General features: G+C 72.8%; 16 protein-coding genes and 1 pseudogene. 10 read left to right on the plus strand and 7 right to left on the minus strand.

Annotated elements, in window-relative coordinates:
• Positions 1–47 precede the first annotated feature (47 nt).
• Positions 48–1,688 carry a chaperonin GroEL gene (groL, locus tag MMR14E_RS16065; protein ID WP_132366947.1) on the plus strand — a complete coding sequence of 547 codons (1,641 nt, stop codon included), beginning with the start codon at positions 48–50 and terminating at the stop codon, positions 1,686–1,688.
• Positions 1,689–2,324: 636 nt separating this feature from the next.
• Here the strand turns inward: groL and fae are convergent.
• The 7 genes and pseudogenes from fae to MMR14E_RS16100 all read right to left on the minus strand — a co-directional run bounded on the left by fae (position 2,325) and on the right by MMR14E_RS16100 (position 8,826).
• Positions 2,325–2,837, minus strand: a complete 513-nt coding sequence (gene fae, locus MMR14E_RS16070; protein WP_012317540.1) for a 5,6,7,8-tetrahydromethanopterin hydro-lyase — start codon at positions 2,835–2,837, stop codon at positions 2,325–2,327.
• Between the two features lie 238 nt (positions 2,838–3,075).
• Positions 3,076–3,915: a triphosphoribosyl-dephospho-CoA synthase gene (locus tag MMR14E_RS16075; RefSeq protein ID WP_331315630.1), complete on the minus strand. Its 840-nt coding sequence runs from the start codon at positions 3,913–3,915 to the stop codon at positions 3,076–3,078.
• Positions 3,912–4,820 carry a RimK family alpha-L-glutamate ligase gene (locus MMR14E_RS16080; RefSeq protein WP_331315980.1) on the minus strand — a complete coding sequence of 303 codons (909 nt, stop codon included), beginning with the start codon at positions 4,818–4,820 and terminating at the stop codon, positions 3,912–3,914. Before MMR14E_RS16080 ends, MMR14E_RS16075 begins: the two co-directional genes overlap by 4 nt.
• A gap of 109 nt (positions 4,821–4,929) precedes the next feature.
• Positions 4,930–5,904: a methenyltetrahydromethanopterin cyclohydrolase gene (mch, locus tag MMR14E_RS16085; RefSeq protein ID WP_331315632.1), complete on the minus strand. Its 975-nt coding sequence runs from the start codon at positions 5,902–5,904 to the stop codon at positions 4,930–4,932.
• Positions 5,901–6,847, minus strand: a pseudogene (locus tag MMR14E_RS16090) (tetrahydromethanopterin C1 transfer protein). Before MMR14E_RS16090 ends, mch begins: the two are co-directional and overlap by 4 nt.
• A gap of 22 nt (positions 6,848–6,869) precedes the next feature.
• Positions 6,870–7,763, minus strand: a complete 894-nt coding sequence (locus MMR14E_RS16095) for an NAD(P)-dependent methylenetetrahydromethanopterin dehydrogenase (protein WP_331315633.1) — start codon at positions 7,761–7,763, stop codon at positions 6,870–6,872.
• An 85-nt stretch (positions 7,764–7,848) separates the two neighbouring features.
• Positions 7,849–8,826: a beta-ribofuranosylaminobenzene 5'-phosphate synthase family protein gene (locus MMR14E_RS16100; RefSeq protein WP_331315635.1), complete on the minus strand. Its 978-nt coding sequence runs from the start codon at positions 8,824–8,826 to the stop codon at positions 7,849–7,851.
• A gap of 396 nt (positions 8,827–9,222) precedes the next feature.
• Here MMR14E_RS16100 and MMR14E_RS16105 point away from each other — a divergent pair, with 396 nt between their 5' ends.
• The 9 genes from MMR14E_RS16105 to pqqB all read left to right on the plus strand — a co-directional run bounded on the left by MMR14E_RS16105 (position 9,223) and on the right by pqqB (position 17,670).
• The gene (locus MMR14E_RS16105) at positions 9,223–10,293 is read left to right on the plus strand and encodes a formyltransferase (protein ID WP_331315637.1); all 1,071 of its coding nucleotides are present in this window, start codon (positions 9,223–9,225) and stop codon (positions 10,291–10,293) included.
• Complete coding sequence (locus MMR14E_RS16110) at positions 10,287–11,933, plus strand: formylmethanofuran dehydrogenase subunit A (protein WP_331315639.1); 1,647 nt, start codon at positions 10,287–10,289, stop codon at positions 11,931–11,933. Before MMR14E_RS16105 ends, MMR14E_RS16110 begins: the two co-directional genes overlap by 7 nt.
• Positions 11,934–11,960: 27 nt before the next feature.
• Complete coding sequence (gene fhcD, locus MMR14E_RS16115) at positions 11,961–12,908, plus strand: formylmethanofuran--tetrahydromethanopterin N-formyltransferase (RefSeq protein WP_331315641.1); 948 nt, start codon at positions 11,961–11,963, stop codon at positions 12,906–12,908.
• A 3-nt stretch (positions 12,909–12,911) separates the two neighbouring features.
• Positions 12,912–13,706, plus strand: a complete 795-nt coding sequence (locus MMR14E_RS16120) for a formylmethanofuran dehydrogenase subunit C (protein ID WP_331315642.1) — start codon at positions 12,912–12,914, stop codon at positions 13,704–13,706.
• 84 nt (positions 13,707–13,790) lie between these two features.
• Positions 13,791–13,997 carry a hypothetical protein gene (locus tag MMR14E_RS16125; protein ID WP_331315644.1) on the plus strand — a complete coding sequence of 69 codons (207 nt, stop codon included), beginning with the start codon at positions 13,791–13,793 and terminating at the stop codon, positions 13,995–13,997.
• A 78-nt stretch (positions 13,998–14,075) separates the two neighbouring features.
• Positions 14,076–15,722 (plus strand): HAMP domain-containing sensor histidine kinase, encoded by a 1,647-nt coding sequence (locus MMR14E_RS16130; RefSeq protein WP_331315646.1) that lies wholly within the window; start codon positions 14,076–14,078, stop codon positions 15,720–15,722.
• Positions 15,719–16,423, plus strand: coding sequence for a response regulator transcription factor (locus tag MMR14E_RS16135; RefSeq protein ID WP_020091831.1), 705 nt, complete (start codon positions 15,719–15,721; stop codon positions 16,421–16,423). The genes MMR14E_RS16130 and MMR14E_RS16135 overlap by 4 nt, the downstream gene beginning before the upstream one ends.
• A 224-nt stretch (positions 16,424–16,647) precedes the next feature.
• On the plus strand, positions 16,648–16,737 hold the full coding sequence (gene pqqA, locus MMR14E_RS16140; RefSeq protein ID WP_012317526.1) for a pyrroloquinoline quinone precursor peptide PqqA: 90 nt from the start codon (positions 16,648–16,650) through the stop codon (positions 16,735–16,737).
• A 33-nt stretch (positions 16,738–16,770) separates the two neighbouring features.
• The gene (gene pqqB / locus MMR14E_RS16145) at positions 16,771–17,670 is read left to right on the plus strand and encodes a pyrroloquinoline quinone biosynthesis protein PqqB (protein WP_331315647.1); all 900 of its coding nucleotides are present in this window, start codon (positions 16,771–16,773) and stop codon (positions 17,668–17,670) included.
• Positions 17,671–17,792 lie beyond the last annotated feature (122 nt).

The following is a 17,792-nucleotide window of genomic DNA, read 5'->3' on the forward strand; positions in this document are numbered from 1 at the left end:
GAGGCCGTCCCGGACTCGGGGTTCAACCACTAGCTAAGAGGCACACAATGGCAGCGAAAGACGTTCGTTTCTCCGCCGACGCCCGCGATAAGATGCTGCGCGGCGTCGACATCCTCGCCGACGCGGTGAAGGTGACGCTGGGCCCGAAGGGCCGCAACGTCGTGATCGAGAAGAGCTTCGGCGCCCCGCGCATCACCAAGGACGGTGTGACGGTCGCCAAGGAGATCGAGCTCGCCGACAAGTTCGAGAACATGGGCGCCCAGATGGTGCGCGAAGTGGCCTCGAAGACCAACGACATCGCGGGTGACGGCACCACCACCGCGACCGTGCTGGCCCAGGCCATCGTCCGCGAGGGCGCCAAGTACGTCGCGGCCGGCATCAACCCGATGGACCTGAAGCGCGGCATCGACCTCGCCACCCAGGCCGCCGTGAAGGACATCATCGCGCGCGCCAAGAAGGTCTCGACCTCCGACGAGGTCGCCCAGGTCGGCACGATCTCCGCCAACGGCGACAAGGAGATCGGCGAGATGATCGCCCACGCCATGCAGAAGGTGGGCAACGAGGGCGTCATCACGGTCGAGGAGGCGAAGACCGCCGAGACCGAGCTGGACGTCGTCGAGGGCATGCAGTTCGACCGCGGCTACCTCTCCCCGTACTTCATCACGAACGCGGAGAAGATGGTCGCCGAGCTCGAGGACCCCTACATCCTCATCCACGAGAAGAAGCTCTCGTCGCTCCAGGCCATGCTGCCGGTGCTCGAGGCGGTTGTTCAGACCGGCAAGCCGCTCCTGATCATCGCCGAGGACATCGAGGGCGAGGCTCTGGCCACGCTCGTCGTCAACAAGCTCCGCGGCGGTTTGAAGGTCGCGGCCGTCAAGGCGCCGGGCTTCGGTGACCGCCGCAAGGCGATGCTCGAGGACATCGCGATCCTGACCAAGGGTCAGATGATCGCCGAGGACCTCGGCATCAAGCTCGAGAACGTGACGCTCCCCATGCTCGGCCGCGCCAAGCGCGTGCGCATCGAGAAGGAGAACACCACGATCATCGACGGCGTCGGCGAGAAGTCCGACATCGAGGGCCGCATCTCGCAGATCAAGGCGCAGATCGAGGAGACCACCTCGGACTACGACCGTGAGAAGCTGCAGGAGCGTCTGGCCAAGCTCGCGGGCGGCGTCGCGGTGATCCGCGTCGGCGGCGCGACCGAGGTCGAGGTGAAGGAGAAGAAGGATCGCGTCGACGACGCCCTCAACGCCACCCGCGCGGCGGTCGAGGAAGGCATCGTCCCGGGCGGCGGCACCGCGCTGCTCCGCGCCAAGAAGGCGGTCGCCGAGCTGAAGTCCGAGATCCCGGACGTGCAGGCCGGTATCAAGATCGTCCTGAAGGCCCTCGAGGCCCCGCTCCGCCAGATCGCCCAGAACGCGGGCGTGGAAGGCTCGATCGTGGTCGGCAAGATCACCGACAACACCTCCTCGGAGACCTTCGGCTTCAACGCCCAGACCGAAGAGTATGTCGACATGATCCAGGCCGGCATCGTCGATCCGGCCAAGGTGGTGCGCACCGCCCTGCAGGACGCGGCCTCGGTCGCCGGCCTGCTGGTGACCACCGAGGCGATGGTCGCCGACGCGCCGAAGAAGGACAGCCCCGCTCCGGCGATGCCGGGCGGCGGCATGGGCGGCATGGACTTCTAAGTCCGCGCCACTCGCGTCACGGAGGAAGGGGGTCGCCGCGAGGCGGCCCCTTTTCTTTTGGCGCCGGCCTGCCGCGGTCGCCCGCGGGCGCGCCCCGGTCCGATGCCGCGACGCGACGCCTGGGCCGCGAGACGCGCCCGCACGGTGGCGATTCGAGGATTGCCGGACGCGCTCGGTCGCCTGGAACGGGAGAGTGAAGTCCAGGCTGTGGTCGATCAGGGGCGGGATGCTGTCCTGATCGGTATCGTCCGCGCCGGTCTCGACGAAGGCGAGGATCCCGGCGTGAATCGCCGCGTGATCGGACGTGTCGGGAGCCGCGGCGAGGACCAGGGGGCCGCCGTGCCTCCAGTGATCGCGCAGGGTCGCGAGCCCTTCGGCGGATCAAGGTATGACCTCACCGCGCGGCTCTGCCGGCGCGGACGCGGCCGCGCGTGCCGACCGAAACGGGTCCCGCGCGCCGAAGGCCGACGCTCCGTCGCCGCGGTGGCTCGTGCGGCGGACGACAAACAGAAAACGGGACGGCTCGCGCCGTCCCGTTCAGGGGTTCAATTATCGGCCAAGGAAGATCGAAGCCAGTCGCTGGAGCAGGCCCCGCGGTGCGGGCGGAGGCTCGCTCTGCCCAGGACCGTCCCCGATCTAAGCGTTGGCGGCGAAGGGGTGCTGCGCGGAGTTGCGCTGCTCGGTGACCGTCGAGGCCTTCGGCTCGCCGTTCACGGCGCGCTGGATCGACAGCTTGGTGGCCTCGTAGTTGTACTTCTGGATCTTGGCGTCGTCGGCCGCCTCCCAGTGGATGAACACGCCGACCAGGATGTACAGGTCGTCGGCCTCGTCCGCCGGGATGATGCCCTCGGCCACCGCGTCCTGCACGGCCTTGGCAACGCCGTGCTGGGCCGGGCCGAACATCTGGACGGCCTGACGGGCGTCGTTGATGGTGACCTTGTTGAACATCAGGGTGTTCGGCTTGCACGGCAGGTTCGGCGCGATGACCGCGAGCAGGCTGGTGAAGCCGTGCTTGTTGTTCACGAGGCCGTTGCAGAAAGCCGTCTCGGCCGGCGAACCGCGCGGTCCGATGATGAGGTCGATGTGGGCGACCTCGTTGCCGTCGCCGACGAGGGCCTCGCCGACCTGAACCTTGGTGATCTTCGCCATTCGGTGTCTCTCCCTGGATTCCGAAATAGAGCCGCGCGCCGGGCGAAGCCGCGGCCGGGAAGCCATCCTTGTTATCGGCGCCCGACCATGCCGGCCGAGCCGGATGGGCCGAGCCGGTTGGGCCGGACAGCGCGGCGGACCCTACAGCGGGGCCCTGCGGCTCACAACCCGCGCAAGGCCCTGACACGAAGGAATTTCTATCCGTCCGAGGCCGTGGACACCGGATCGTGCGCGCGGTTCAGGCGAGCCGGCCGCCGGCGCCCGCGAGGGCGTCCCAGAACAGGGTCGCGACCGTGAAATCCGCGCTCGTGCCCGGATTGATCGCCCGGGCCTTCAGCGACGCGTCGAGGGCCAGCAGCGCATCGACCGGCCGCGCGGCGAGGTCGAGCCCGGCGAGCGCCGCCTCGGCTTCACGGCGGACGCGCTCGGCCGCCGCCGCGCCGTGCTTGCGGGCGACGTGGCTGTCCGGGACGGCGCGGAGGAAGGCCAGGTGGATCGCGGTCGTGCACCAGGTCGGGTCGAGCCCGGCGGCGCGGGCCTCGTGCAGGGCCGCGAGTCCGATCGCCGGCACGTCCGCGAAACCCGTCACGTAGGCGCGGGCGATCCGGTCCCGATCGGCGGCCTCCGCCATGGCGTCGCGCAGGGAGCCGGGCGCCGCGTCGGCGACGTCGTGCCGGCCGGCCGCGCCGAGGCCGCCCGGATTGGCGCGGCGGATACCCGCGAAGACCGCTTCCGAATCCGCGCCGTCCAGGGAATCGAGCACCGCCGCGACGGTTTGGCCCCCCTCGGCCGAGACCGCGAGCGGCGCGCAGAGCAGCAGGATGCCGAGATTGGTGTTCTGGCCCACCGCCGCCATGGTGGCGGCGACGCTGTCGCGGACCCGCGCCCCGACGCCCGCGCCCGCCCGGGCCAGGGGCGGCGCCGAGACGTCGGCGCTCGTCACGAAATCCGCCAGCACCATGCGGTGGCCGGGCGCGTAGGCGTGGACGTTGCCGGGCTTGAGGGCGTCGAGTTCCGCGAGGCAGGCGGCCCGGTAGAGCGTGCCGATCAGGGCCGCGTCGAGGCCGCCCCCGCTCATGCCACCACGAGCCGGGGACGGCTGGCGCCGCGGGCCGCGGCGAGGAAGCCGCGCACCACCGCGGCGGCGATGTCGGTCTCGCACACGGTCTGGAGCCCCGACCAGGCCGGCATCGAATTCACCTCGAGGACCGAGAAGCCGCCCTCCCCGTCCTCGACGAGGTCGACGCCGGAATAGTCGACGCCGACCGCGGCGGCGGCGGCCTCGGCCAGCTCGGCGGCGGCGCGCGGCATCGCCCAGGGCAGCGGGCGGCCACCCCGGTGGACATTGGTGATCCAGCCGTCGCCCTCGCGGATCATCCCGGCGATCGCCCGGCCGTCGCAGACGAACACCCGGTAGTCGCGCCACAGGCCGTCCCGGCGCGGCACGTAGCGCTGGAGGTAGTAGACCCGGGCCACGGCCTCCTCGTCGGGCAGGTCCTCCGGGCGCTCGATCAGGGCGAGCCCCTCCCCCTGCGAGCCGAACAGCGGCTTCAGGACCAGCGGCGCGCCCGGCCGTGCCTCGGTGGCGACCAGGGCCGCGGCCGCCTCGCGCTTCGAGAACACCCAGGTTGCCGGGGTCGGCAGGCCGGCCCGGTCGATGAGCAGCGAGGTCGCCGCCTTGTCGACCGAGCGCTCGATCGCGGTCGGCGCGTTCCAGACGGTGACTCCTGCGGCGACCAGGGCGTGCAGCACGCCGAGCCGCATCGTCGTCGCCTCGAAGGTGCCGCCCGCGATGGTCCGCATCAGCACGCCGTCCGGCAGCGCGTCGGGGAAGCCCGGCACGCGCAGCGGCTCGCCGCCGCCCGTGACGACGGCCACGTCGGCGAGGGAGAACAGCACCGGCTCCACGCCGCTCGCGCGCAGGGCCGCGAGCAGGCGGTTCTTGTGCCAGGTGCCGTTATCGGCCGCGAGCCCGATGCGCATGGGGGTCCTGATCGTCACGGGGCCGCCCGCCTCCGGGGCGGCCCGAGGTTCTGTCGCTCGGTGGATCGGAGTGGGGCCCGCCCGCGCGGGAGCGGCGCCCCGCGTGCCCTCAGGCGAAGGACGCGTCGACCAGCGTCGGCTCCAGGCGGCCGCCGCGGTAGGTGGCGCCGGAGCGCACCGACGTGACGATCGCCTCGGCCGGCGAGAACAGGGCGCCGTCGATCTTGTAGAAGTCGCCGTTCACCCGCGCGAAGATGTCGGCGAAGGGCGCGCCGTGGTCGCTCGAGGTCGTGGAGGGCAGCTGCTCGGCGAGCTGCCTAGCGTCGGAATCGTCGGCGTCCACGAAGAGCTGGACCCGGCCGCCGTAGATGATCGCGTCGTTGGTGCGGCCCATCGCCTTGATGAAGTCCGGGTGCGGCGGCGACAGCGGCGCCGAGCCGATCCCGTCCACGATGGCGTGCAGGTCGAAGCCGACCGTGTGGGCCTTGTGGAGGGCGACCTCCAGGACGCGGGCCACGACCTGCGTGGAGCCGGCGAGGCTCTGGGTCGGCGCGAAGATGAAGGTCAAATCCTCTGGCTTGAGGCCGGAGGCCTCCGCGACCTTGGCGACGACGCTCTCGGGCGGGCCGCCGGCCGCTTCCAGCACGAGGGCGGTCTTGGTGGCGGAATCGCGGAAGCCGAGTTCCTGGTACAGCTCCTCGACGGCCGCCACCGCGCGGCCCGGGCCGGAGCCGAGGGCGAAGAAGCCGGAATCCCCGGTCTCGTCCGCGAGGCTCCAGCCCGCGTACTGGCTGCCGAGGCAGGCGAGCACCGGGTCGGCGGAATGGACCGTCACCGAGTACGGCCAGGACGCGATCGGCCCGCTCGGCGCGATGGTGACGGTGCCGAGGCCGCCGAGGCAGATCTCGGCGATGCGCCGCCCGGCCTCGATCGAGCCCCGCGCCTGCGCGCCGGCATCGACCATGCGGGCGCCGCCGGCGGCCTGCGACACGGAGAGCCGCAGCGTCGCGGCGTCGGCCACGAGCCGCTCGACCAGCGGGCCGGCGAGCGCGTTGATGCTGGGATAGGTCGGGCTGGCACTCATGACGGGGCTTCCTCGGGGTGTGTTTTCTTCGCCGCGCAGACGGCCCGCAGGTGTGCCGTCCGCGTTTCCAACAGGGCGAGCACCTCCGCCCGGTCCGCGCCTTCGGCCAGCACCGTGCAGAGCGGCGCGTCGCGGCGGACCGCCGAGCCGGGGCACGGGCGGTCGCGCACGCAGTCCGGCCAATCGAGGTCCGGCACAGGCGCAAGCTCCCGGTCCGCGTAACAGATCTGCGCGGCCGCCGCACCCGCCGGATGCGGTCCGGGCTCCGGCATCGTGCCGAGGCAGGCCGCGACGTGGGCCGCGAGCAGCGGCGTCCCGCGCCGGTCGAGGACGTCGAGGGTCGCGCCGGGCCTCGGGTTGATCTCGGTGAGCCACCAGTCGGTCCCGTCGACCAGCAGGTCGGCGCTGGCGAGGCCGCGCAGGCCGGTCGCGGCGACGATCCGCTCGATCCCGGCGGCGACGGCCTGCACGAGGTCGGCAGGGAGCGCCGGGTCTTCCCCGGCGCCGCGGGCGAGCGCCCCGGCGTAGCGGAACGGGCGGATCGGCGACGGCGCGCACCACTGCTCGGTGACCGNAGGCGCGCGCACAGGGCCGCGAAGGCCAGGGGCTCCTTCAGGGCGGCGACGGTCCCGGCCGAGGCGCCGATGAGCCGGTGCCGCGCGGAGAGGCGCGCGATCAGGTCGGGCGCGTCCTCGAAGCCGCTGCCGAGGATCAGGCCGACCGGCTTCCCGGCCCGCGCCGCGAGGTCGTCGAGCGCCGCCAGGGTGGCGTCGGCGGCGGGGCGGGTGCCGAAGCGGCCCGGCAGTTGCCGGTAGGCCTCGGCCAGCACGCGGGTGTCGGAATCGCCGAACAGGTCGGCGACGTAGGGCCGGAGCCCCGCGCGCCGCGCCGCCTCGGCCAGGGAGCGCCCGGCCTGCGCGGCGATCAGGACCGCGTCCGCCATCGGCATCCGGTCCGGGAGCGGCCTAGCCGGCGATCTCCACGGCGAGCGCGTAGGCGTCGCGGAAGTCGAGGCACAGCGGCGTGTCGGAGGCGAGCATCCGGTCGAACAGGCGCCGCTGCGTCTTGTACTTCACGTCGCCGACGGCCAGCGCGCCGATGCCGACCCCCTTGCCCGTCGGCAGCGCGACGTCCACCGCGTTGACGTCGATCCCCGCGATGCCGGCGGGCGGCACGGCGTTGACGTCGGACGCCACGAGCAGCTTCGGCGCGGATTCCAGATCCTCCGCGGTGAGGATCGGGATGCCCGCCGGGCCGGCCGAGAGGATGACGTCGGCGTCGCGGATGGCGGCGCGCCGATCGTCGGGCGTCGTGCCGTCGACGGCGCCGACCTCGATGCCGAAGCGCCACTTCATCGTGAAGGCGATCTTCGAGACGCGCTCCTCGCCGTCGTGGCCGACCAGGACGGTGGTGGCGCCCTGCAGGGCACCGATCACCGCGGCCACGTAGGCGACGACGCCGGCGCCGCCGAAGATCACGATGCGCTTGCCGGTGAGGTCGGTGTTGAACTTCTGCCGCAGGGCGCGGGAGACCTGCGCCACCATGGCGGCGCCGGTGGTGAACGAGCCCGCCGGGTCGGCGAAGACGTGGTTCACGAAAGGCGGCACGAAGGCCTTCTTGGCGCGATCGACCATGTCGAGGGCGTCCTCGGCGTTCTTGCCGCCGATGAAGATGCCCGTCCGCGTCCCGTCGGCCGGCGACCGTGAGAAGATCGAATCCTGAGTCAGCGAGACGACGTCGGCGAGGCTGACCTCCGTGTAGGTCACCACCGTCTCGAACCCGGCATCCACGGCCATGTTCACGTCGAACGGGCTCATGTGCCGGAGCGGCGTCAGCATGTGGAGGATCGAGCGGGCCATGGAATCCTCGTGCGGCGCGCGAGAGAGGCGCCTTCCCTCCGTCAAAACCGGAGCGGCGGCCCGGGTCAAGCCCGGGGCGGCCGGCTCACGCCGGACCGGTTACCGAAGCGCCACCGTTGCGGCCCCGGGCGATGACGAACCGGAGGGGGCCGCCCCGGTCGAGGCCGGCCACCAGGGTGCGGGCCTCGGCCTCGGACGGGACCAGCGCGAAGCCGGTCGGCCCCCAGGAGGACTGGCCGTAGCCCGCGATGCCCCGCGCGGCGACGGCGGCGAGCGCCTCCGCCACCGCGGAACTGGCGTAGCGGCCGCCCTGATGGGGCGCGAAGTGGTCGCCGATCAGCGTCTGGATCCGGGTGATGCCGGCGCCGAAGCCCTGCGGCTCCGCCAGGGCGACGGCGGGCAGCACCTGCATCAGCGCGATCCGGCAGATCTCGGCCGCCTGCACCTCGGGGAACCGCGGCAGGTCGCGGAAGGCCTCGACCTCGCGCGTCCCGTGCACGCCGGCCATGCTCGGATCGAGGATCAGGACGATCCGCCATGCCTCGGGATAGGGCAGGCGCGCGATGACCGGCGGCGGCCCGCCATCCGCGCCGCGGCCGCCGTCGACGATGAGCCCGCCCTCGGTGAAGGCGCAGAGGCCGACGCCGGACCGGTTGCCCCGGTCCAGGGTCGCCGCGAAGGCCTCCGCCGCGAACGGCTCGCCGTTCAGGCGGGCCATCGCGGCCGCCACCGCGAGGGCGAGCTGCGTGCCCGAGCCGAACCCGGCATGGGCCGGGATCACCCGCTCGACATCGATGGCGACGTCCCCGCCGCGCCCGAGATGGGCGGTGGCGGCCTCGACGTAGCCGCGCACCCGGTCGGCCTCCGGGCCCGTGACGGTGGGCCGGGCCGCCCGGCGGGCGGTCAGGATCAGGGACGGCGCGTCGATGGCCAGCCCGATGCTGCCGAAGCGCCGGCCGAGCCCGCCATGCAGGTCCAGGAAGCCGAAATGCAGCCGCGCCGGCGCCTCGACCCGCACGGCACCGTCCGCCGTCGCCTCGTTCCGTTCGGGGACCTCGCCCAACGCTCTTCCCTCGAATCCCGCCTCGAATCCCGCAGGTCCGGCCCCTGCGCGGCGCGCTTTTCACACGCGGCCCGGACCCGGGCAACGTGGACGCGCGCGGATCGTCCCCGCCGACGGCGCAGGACTGATCGATCGCGGAGACCGCGCGGCGGTGAAGCGATACCCGCGATTCACTTCCCGACGCGCATCGCCGCCGGACCCCCTTGCCGCGGTGCGCGGATGAAGGCAAACCTAGGCCCGCGACGGCGCGCCGAGTTTGCCGCCTGCCCGGACATGCCGGGCGGATGAGCCATTCCGATTCGGTGGGGAACCCTCGGGCTCGAGGGGCACCCGCTTCGTCCGGTCTTACGGCCGTCGCCCGCTCCGAAACCAAGCAAGAACGTTGCGAGAGGGAGCATGGCAGCCTGGGTGAAGGGTGGCGCGACGGACGCGGGCACCGCCATCGAGGCGGCCGCATCCCTCCTCGCCAGTGCGCGCGCGCCGGTGATCGCCGGCCTCAGCGCCGACGTGGCCGCGATCCGCGCGGCCTACGATCTCGCGGGGCGCATCGGCGCCTCCGTCGACACCGCCGGCTCGGCCGGCACCTACGCGGACCTCGGAGCGCTGAGCCGGGTCGGGGCGCTGACCTCGACGCCCGCCGAGGCCGTCGGGCGCGCCGACGTGGTGCTGGTTGTGGGCGCCGCCCCCTGGCAGGCGCCGCTCCTGAAGCGCCTCGTCGACGGCAAGCCCGGCCGCGGTCGCGCCGCCGGGGCGGACCGCACCCTGCTGGCCGTCGGCGCCAACGCCACCGCGTCCCTGTCCTGGCCGGCCGAGGGCGGGCTGACCGAGGCGGTCGGCGTGCTGCGCGCCCACGCCCGCGGCCACCTCGCCGGCGATGATCTCCCCGGCCAGATCGCCGCCCGGCTCGCCGCCGCGCAGTACGGAATCCTCCTCTACGATGCCGCCGAACTGGGCGAGGTCGGCATCGAGATGCTCCAGGGCCTCGCCATGGAGCTCAGCGAGACGACCCGCTGCTTCACCCTCGCGGTCGGCGGCACCGGCCAGGACCGGGCGGTGGTGCCGGTCTCGGCCTGGCTGACCGGGCAAGCGCCGCGCAGCGGCTTCGGGCGCCGCGTGCCCGAGCACGATCCCTGGCGCTTCGACGCCGCCCGGCAGGTCGCCGCCGGCGAGGTCGACGCCGTTCTCTGGCTCGGCGCCGTCCCGGTGTCGCGCCCGGACTGGCTGTCGAACGTCCCCTCCGTCGCGCTGGTCGCGGACGGTGAGGCCGGGGCCGCCGAGGTGGTGATCGCTGTCGGCCAGCCCGGCCGCGACCACGGCGGCGTGTTGTGGAACGAGCAGCGCGCCGCGCTGACCTTCTGGCCGGCCTCGGCGCCGTCGGATCTGCCGTCGGCCGCGTCGGTGCTGGGCGCCCTGAAGGAGCGCCTGGTCACGGGCCCGGCCGCGTCGAGGAGTGAACCCGCATGCTGAGCGTGATCCGGGGCGGGCGCGTCGTCGATCCGACCGCGTCCCGCGATTCCGTGGGCGACGTCTGGATCGAGGACGGCCGCGTGATCGATCCGCCGGGCCGCGAGCCCGACGCCGTGATCGACGCCGCGGGCTGCGTGGTGATGGCCGGCGGCGTCGAGGTGCACTCGCACATCGCCGGCGGCAACGTGATCACCTCGCGGCTGCTCCTGCCCGACCTCTACGTCAGCGAGGCGGCGCCCGACGGCCATCCCTTCGCCCACGCGGGTGGGGCGGCGGCCTGGATCGGCTCGACCTACGCGCGGATGGGCTACACCACGGCCGTCGAGCCGGCGATGCCGCCGACCCACGCGCTGGGCACGCAGCTCGAGCTCGCCGACATCCCGCTGCTCGACCGCGGCGCCCTGACCGTGATGGGCAACGACGACCAGCTCCTGCAGCTCCTGCGCGATGGCCAGGGCGGCAACGCCGTGCGCGACCTCGTCGCCCTGTCGGTCGCCCAGTCGCGCGGCCTCGGGGTCAAGTGCATCAACGCGGGCGGCGCCTCGGCCTTCAAGGACGGGGCCCTGCGCCTCTCCCTCGACGACGAGATCCCCTGCTACGGGCTCTCGACCCGGCAGATCATGGGCTCGCTCCTCGACGCGGTCGAGGAGATCGGCGTCCCGCACCCGCTGCACGTCCACTGCAACAACCTCGGCCTGCCCGGGGCCGACGACAGCTTCATGGCGACGCTGGACGCGGCGGAGGGTCGGCGCATCCACTTCGCCCACGCGCAGTTCTACGCCTACGGCGCGGTCGACCCGGCCAATCCCGGCACCGGCGGCTTCCGCTCGGCCGCCGAGCGGATCGCGCAGGCGATCACCGACAACCCGAACGCCACCCTCGATATCGGGCAGGTCGTGTTCGGCCAGACCGTGACGGTGTCCCTCGACATCCTCCGCCAGTTCGCCGGCCGGAAGGGTGCCAAGCCGAAGAAGTGGGTGCTGAACGCGGGCGACGCCGAGGGCGGCGGCGTGGTGCCGTTCCTGTACCGGCCCCGGGGCCCGACCAGCTCGCTGCAATGGGCGATCGGCCTGGAGATCATGCTGCTCTCCACCGACCCGGAGCGGACGATCCTGACCACCGACCACCCGAACGGCGGCCCGTTCACCCAGTATCCCCGCATCATCCACCTGCTGATGGACAAGACGGAGCGCGACCGCGAGATCGCGACGCTGCCGAGCGTCGTCGGCGAGCGCTCGAGCCTACCGGGACTGGAGCGCGAGTACACGCTCTCCGAGATCGCGCAGCTGACCCGGTCCGGACCGGCGAAGCTCCTCGGCCTCGCCGACCGCGGCCACCTGCGGGCCGGTGCCCGGGCCGACGTTGCCGTCTACCGCGACGACGCGAATCGCACCGCGATGTTCACCGCCGCCAAGCTCGTCCTCAAGGACGGCGTGCCGATCGTCGAGGACGGCGAGGTCGTGGAGTGGCGCGCCGGCCGCACGCTGTCGCTGACCGTCGAGTCCGACAAGGCCATGGCGAAGCGCGCCGACACCTACCTCACGGAGCGGTTCGGCGAGGGCCTCGACAGCTTCGCCGTGCCCGACGCGGCCTTCGGCGAGGGCCGGGAGAACTTTGAGGCGGTGCCATGCCGGGCGTGATCAGCGGGGCGAGCTGCGGGACGTACGATGTCTGACCTCACCCTCAACGGCATCCCGGTCGTCGACACCTTCGCGGAGGCGTTCGACGTGGCCGGCACGGCCATCATCGTCACGAACGACACCGCCAAGTGGGCGATGATCGCCGCGACCACGATGACCGGCTTCGCCACCTCGGTGATCGGCTGCGGCGCCGAGGCCGGCATCGACGCCGAGCTGTCGCCCGAGGAGACGCCGGACGGGCGGCCGGGCGTGCGCATCCTGCTGTTCGGTTTCGAGCCGAACGGCCTCAAGGACCAGCTGATCAAGCGCGTCGGCCAGTGCATCCTCACCTGCCCGGGCACCGCCTGCTACGCGGGCGTCGACGGGCCGACCAGGATCAAGCTCGGCGGCGCGATCCGCTACTTCGGCGACGGCTTCGCGGTGGCCAAGCGCCTGCCCGACGCCAGCGGCAAGGCCCGGCGCTACTGGCGCATCCCGGTGATGGACGGCGAGTTCCTCTGCGAGGACTCGGTCCGGGCCGTCGACGGCGCGGTCGGCGGCGGCAACCTGCTGTTCCTCGGGCGGAACCACGCCGAGACGCTGAAGGTCGCCGAGATCGCCGTCGAGGCCGCCAAGGCGGTCCCGGGCGCGATCCTGCCGTTCCCGGGCGGCATCGTCCGCTCCGGCTCCAAGGTCGGCGGCCGGACCAAGGGCATGATGGCCTCGACCAACGACGCCTATTGCCCGACGCTGAAGGGCCGCGCCGGCTCGGCGCTCCCGGCCGAGTGCGGCGTGGTCTTGGAGATCGTGATCGACGCCCTCACCTCGCAGGGCGTGTCCGACTCGATGCGCGCCGGCCTGCACGCCGCCACCGAGATCGGCGGCAAGCACGGGCTGATCGCCGTCACGGCCGGCAATTACGGCGGCAATCTCGGCCGCCACCACTACCACCTGCGCGACCTGATCGCGCGCGACGACGCCAAGCCGGAGGGCTGAGCCGTGAGCACCCTCACCCTGCGCGCGGCCCCGCCCGAGCGGCTGGACTTCCTGAACATCGACCCGCTGGCGCTCAGCCGCCTGTCCCAGGGCGAGGCCGAGCGCCTCGAGATCGGCACGACCCGGACCGGCGTGCGCCTCGGCGACTGCTTCGCGGTCGCGCTCGACGGTTCCGACACCCTGACCATCGAGGGCGGCCACGAGCGCCTCGACCGGGTCGGCGCCTCCCTGTCGGAGGGCACGATCCGGGTCACCGGCGATGTCGGCCAGCGCCTCGGCGCCGGCATGGCGGGCGGCAGCGTGATCGTCACCGGCAATGCCGGGCCCTACGCGGCCTCGGGCGCCACCGGCGGCACGATCACCGTCGAGGGCGATGCGGGCGACTATGCCGGCGGCGCCGTCTACGCCGCCAAGGCAGGGCTCGACGGCGCGACGCTGATCATCCGGGGCAGCGCCGGGGCGCATCTCGGCGACCGGATGCGGCGCGGGACGATCGTGGCCGGCCGCGCGGGCGCCTTCGCGGGCTCGCGCATGATCGCCGGCACCCTGGCGGCGCTCGCGGTCGGCGACCATCCCGGCCTCGGCATGCGCCGCGGGACGCTCCTCGTCGGCAGCCACGGCCGGATGTCGCCCACCTTCGTGGAGACCGGAGCGCACGACCTCGTGTTCCTGCGGCTGCTGGCCAAGGCCCTGCGCGGCCTGAGCGCCGAGCACGCCGACCTCCTCGGCAAGCCGCTGCGCCGCTATTCCGGCGACCTCGCGACGATCGCCAAGGGCGAGATCTGGGTCGCGGCCTGACGCCGCCTGGGCAAGGGGCGTGGACGCGTCCTATGCTCCCCGCCAAGCCGGCCCGCACGAGGCCGGCAGCCCGGGGAGGCGCCCATGCTGCTGCTGCTGTCGATCTGTCTCGTCGCCCAGCCCTCGACCTGCCGCGAGGACCGGATCGAGATGTCCTTCGAGAAGTCGAGCCCCTTCGTGTGCCTGCGCAATTCGCAGAGCGCGCTCGCCACTTGGCAGGCCGCGCATCCGGAATGGCACGTGGAGCGGTGGCGCTGCGCCGCGAAGGAAAGCCTGCCGAAGGACCTGTGACGGCACCTTGGTTCGGCGCCCAGGTGGTGCCATGCTCGGGCCCGCCCGCGCGGCGGGATTGAGGGCGGGACGGGGACGATGCGCTCGCTGAAGGTCCGCTTCGCGCTGCTGCTCGGCGGCACCGCCATCGTGGTGGTGCTGGCCGCCGCGGCCGCCTTGGTGGCGATCGGGGCGGCGGAGCGCACCGTCGACCGGACCCTCGAGGCCCAGCGGCGCCTGGAACTGCTCGCCGAGCTGTCCGGCCGCCTCACGCAGTTCGGTCTCGCGGCGGTGGAGACGGTCGGCAATCCCGACGGCCAGCCCGAGGCGATGGCGATCGCCCGCGACAACGCCGACCGCGCCCTGACCACCGTGGACGAGGCGCTCGCCAAGAGTTTCCCGCCGAGCGACGACCCGGCCGACCGGATGCAGTACGCCGCGCGGACCCGCCCCATGGCGCAGCTGCGCGCGGCCCGCGCGGTGCTGGACCGGCAGGTGTCGCTGATCAGCCGCCAGACCGATCCGGAGCGGCGCCAGGACGCGATCAAGGGCGCGCTCAACGGCTTCGGCGCCATGACCGGCCAGCCGCTCTCCTTCCTGATCGAGGCCGAGCGGCGCAGCATGGCGCTCGGCTCCGAGCAGGCCCGGGCGCTGTCGGAGCGCCTGCGGGTGGCCGCGGCCGCCGCGGTGGCGGCGGCCCTGGTGCTGCTGGCGATCCTGTACCGCGGCGTCACCCGGCCGACCCTGGCCCGCATCGAGGAGGTTCGCCGCGCCGCGAGCGCCATCGGCCACGGCGCCCTCGACACGCGCCTCTCCGTCGCCACGCGGGACGAGCTCGGCCTGCTCATGACCAACGTCAACCGCATGGCCGCCCGCCTCGCCCGCCGGGAATCGCGGGTCGCGGCCGACCGGGCGGCGCTGGAGGACACGGTGGCGGCGCGCACCGCCGATCTGCGCGCCGCCAACGCCCGCCTGGAAGCCGTCGATCAGTCCCGCCGCCGCTTCTTCGCCGATGTCAGCCACGAGCTGCGGACGCCGCTGACGGTCATCCTGGGCGAGTGCGACCTCGCCCTGCGCGGCGCCACCCGCGGCGCCGATCCGGGTCCGGTCTTCGCGACGATCAAGAAGCGGGCGCAGCGCCTCAAGCTGCGCGTCGAGGACCTCCTGCGCGTCGCCCGCTCGGAAACCGGCGAGATCGCCTTCGACAAGCGCCGTCTCGGGCTCGCCCAGGTCCTCGCCGAGGCGGTCGACAACATGAGCTCCGAGGCGGCGCGCCGCCGGGTCGGCCTCACCCTCGATCCCGGCACCCGGGACGTCGAGAGCCTCGCCGACCGTGAGTGGATGCGCCAGACGGTCGAGAGCCTCGTCGACAACGCGCTCCGCCACGCCGCCGGCCTCACCCGGGTCGAGGTCGCCCTGGCGGCAGGTCCCGGGCCGGTCGGGCGGATCACCGTCACCGACGATGGTCCCGGCTTCGGCGCGTCCGAGGACGCGCTGTTCGAGCGCTTCAAGCGCGGGTCGGGCGCCGGACCGGACGAGACCGGGTTCGGCATCGGGCTCGCCCTGGCGCGGTGGATCGTGGAGCAGCACGGCGGCGCGATCCGGCTCGGGCCCGGGCCGGACGGGCGCGGGGCCCGGGTCACCCTGGACATCCCGGCCTGCGATCCGGCATGGGAAACGGGCCCGGTCGGCGGTGCTGCCGTCGGCGCCGACGTGGGCGCGCAGGTGAAGGAGCCGGCCGCATGACGCGGATCCTGATCGTCGAGGACGATATCGACATCCGCGGCCTCCTCGCCCGAGGGCTCGAGGCCGAGGGGTTCGAGGTCGGGACCGCGGCCTGCGTCGACGAGGCCCTCAAGGCCGCCCACGATCCGGCCCCCGGCGCCGTGTTGCTCGACATCAACCTCCCGGACGGTTCGGGCCACGACGTCTGCCGGTCCCTGCGCGAGGGCGGATTCCCGGGCGCGATCCTGTTCCTCTCGGCCCGCGACGAGATCCGCGACCGGGCCGAGGGCCTCGCGCTCGGCGCCGACGACTACATCATCAAGCCGTTCGAGTTCGACGAGCTGGTCGCCCGCCTGCGGACCCACCTGATGCGGCGCGAGCAGGCGGAGGCGCCGCGCTCGCGCATCACCGCCGGCAAGCTGATGCTCGACCTCGAGACCCGCCAGGCGAGCTGCGGCGAGGCCAGCGCCCGCCTCACGCCCCGCGAGGCCGACCTCCTCGCCATGCTGATGGAGAATATCGGCAAGCCGGTCTCCCGCGCCGACATCTTCGACCGGCTCTGGGCGAGCCAGGGCGGGCTCTCCCTCAACGTGGTCGACGTCTATATCGGCTACCTGCGCTCCAAGATGGCCGATTTCGTCCGCTACGGGGGCCCGGGGCTCGTCACCGTGCGGGGTAAAGGATTCATGCTCGAACTGCGCGGCCCCGACTTCCGCCAGTAGGCCCCTGTACTTTAGTCGCAGCTCCGCGTGTTTCGTGATGGTTTCCGGGCGTTTAGGAAGTCTGTCACGAAAAATTTGGGAGGATCCGGCAACTTAGTGCTTGAAGCCCGCGCGTGAATCGTCGATACCTCTCCGGCGCCGGAAATGAGAGCGCCATCAGTGTCTTAGGGTCCTCTTAGGAACCGCGTGACACTCGGTGAAGATATCGCCTGAGGAGAAACACCATGAAGTGGGCTGCCCCGATCGTGTCCGAGATCTGCGTCGGCATGGAAGTGACGAGCTACGAGTCGGCAGAAATCGACACCTTCAACTGAGTTTCACGGGCCGGGGATCTCGGGAGCCGCACCATGCGCGTCGTGATCCTCGGTTCCGCGGCCGGCGGCGGCCTTCCCCAGTGGAATTGCCGCTGCCCCATCTGCACGCTGGCGCGGTCCGAACCGGACCGGGTGCGGCCCCGGACCCAGTCGAGCATCGCGGTCTCCGCGGACGGGTCGGACTGGCTGCTGATCAACGCCTCGCCGGATATCCGGCAACAGCTCTTCGACAACCCGCAGATGCATCCGCGCGAGGGCCTGCGCCACTCGCCGATCCGCGCCGTGCTCCTGACCAACGGCGACGTCGACCACGTCGCGGGTCTGCTGACGCTGCGCGAGGGTCAGCCCTACACCCTCTACGGCACGCGCGGGATCCTCGATTCGGTCAACGCCAACCGCGTCTTCGACGTGATGGCCGAGGGCGTCGTCGCCCGCCGGCCGATCGGCATGGACCAGCGCTTCGAGCCCCTCCCCGGCCTGGCGGTCACCCTCTTCCCGGTGCCCGGCAAGGTGCCGCTGTGGCTGGAGGACGAGACCATGGAGATCGGCGCCGAGACCGAGACCACGGTCGGCGCGCTGATCGAGGCCGGCGGCCGGCGCCTCGCCTACATCCCCGGATGTGCCCGCGTGACGGACGGTCTGCGCGCGCGGATCGCGGGCGTCGACGCGCTCCTGTTCGACGGCACCGTCCTGCACGACGACGACATGATCCGGGCCGGCGTCGGCACCAAGACCGGCTGGCGCATGGGCCACGTGCCGATGCGCGGCGGGAACGGTTCGATCGACGCCCTCGCGGCGGTCGAGATCGGGCGCCGGGTCTTCGTGCACATCAACAACACGAACCCGGTCCTGGTCGAGGGCTCTGCGGAGCGGGCCGATGTCGAGGCGGCCGGCTGGACCGTGGCGCATGACGGGCTGAGCCTGGTGCTCTAGGACCGAGCGTCAGCGGCCTGCCGATCCCCGCGCCGCGGCCATATGCGCGACCGACGGTAGCCGGCGATGGTTGGGCGCCCGGGGGGGCGGCACTATATCGTGGCTGAGCCCGGACAGTCGCC

The sequence above is a fragment of the Methylobacterium mesophilicum genome (genome assembly GCF_036441335.1).
GTDB lineage: Bacteria > Pseudomonadota > Alphaproteobacteria > Rhizobiales > Beijerinckiaceae > Methylobacterium > Methylobacterium mesophilicum_B.

What these genes read in the sequence shown, in the direction of transcription:
- MMR14E_RS16130 (WP_331315646.1), top strand. Translation starts at nt 14,076, where the DNA reads ATGCGCTCGCTGAAGGTCCGCTTCGCGCTGCTGCTCGGCGGCACCGCC.
- MMR14E_RS16125 (WP_331315644.1), top strand. Translation starts at nt 13,791, where the DNA reads ATGCTGCTGCTGCTGTCGATCTGTCTCGTCGCCCAGCCCTCGACCTGC.
- groL (WP_132366947.1), top strand. Translation starts at nt 48, where the DNA reads ATGGCAGCGAAAGACGTTCGTTTCTCCGCCGACGCCCGCGATAAGATG.
- pqqA (WP_012317526.1), top strand. Translation starts at nt 16,648, where the DNA reads ATGAAGTGGGCTGCCCCGATCGTGTCCGAGATCTGCGTCGGCATGGAA.
- MMR14E_RS16095 (WP_331315633.1), bottom strand. Translation starts at nt 7,763, where the DNA reads ATGGCCCGCTCGATCCTCCACATGCTGACGCCGCTCCGGCACATGAGC.
- MMR14E_RS16075 (WP_331315630.1), bottom strand. Translation starts at nt 3,915, where the DNA reads ATGAGCGGGGGCGGCCTCGACGCGGCCCTGATCGGCACGCTCTACCGG.
- fae (WP_012317540.1), bottom strand. Translation starts at nt 2,837, where the DNA reads ATGGCGAAGATCACCAAGGTTCAGGTCGGCGAGGCCCTCGTCGGCGAC.
- MMR14E_RS16135 (WP_020091831.1), top strand. Translation starts at nt 15,719, where the DNA reads ATGACGCGGATCCTGATCGTCGAGGACGATATCGACATCCGCGGCCTC.
- mch (WP_331315632.1), bottom strand. Translation starts at nt 5,904, where the DNA reads ATGAGTGCCAGCCCGACCTATCCCAGCATCAACGCGCTCGCCGGCCCG.
- fhcD (WP_331315641.1), top strand. Translation starts at nt 11,961, where the DNA reads ATGTCTGACCTCACCCTCAACGGCATCCCGGTCGTCGACACCTTCGCG.
- pqqB (WP_331315647.1), top strand. Translation starts at nt 16,771, where the DNA reads ATGCGCGTCGTGATCCTCGGTTCCGCGGCCGGCGGCGGCCTTCCCCAG.
- MMR14E_RS16105 (WP_331315637.1), top strand. Translation starts at nt 9,223, where the DNA reads ATGGCAGCCTGGGTGAAGGGTGGCGCGACGGACGCGGGCACCGCCATC.
- MMR14E_RS16080 (WP_331315980.1), bottom strand. Translation starts at nt 4,820, where the DNA reads ATGCGCATCGGGCTCGCGGCCGATAACGGCACCTGGCACAAGAACCGC.
- MMR14E_RS16110 (WP_331315639.1), top strand. Translation starts at nt 10,287, where the DNA reads ATGCTGAGCGTGATCCGGGGCGGGCGCGTCGTCGATCCGACCGCGTCC.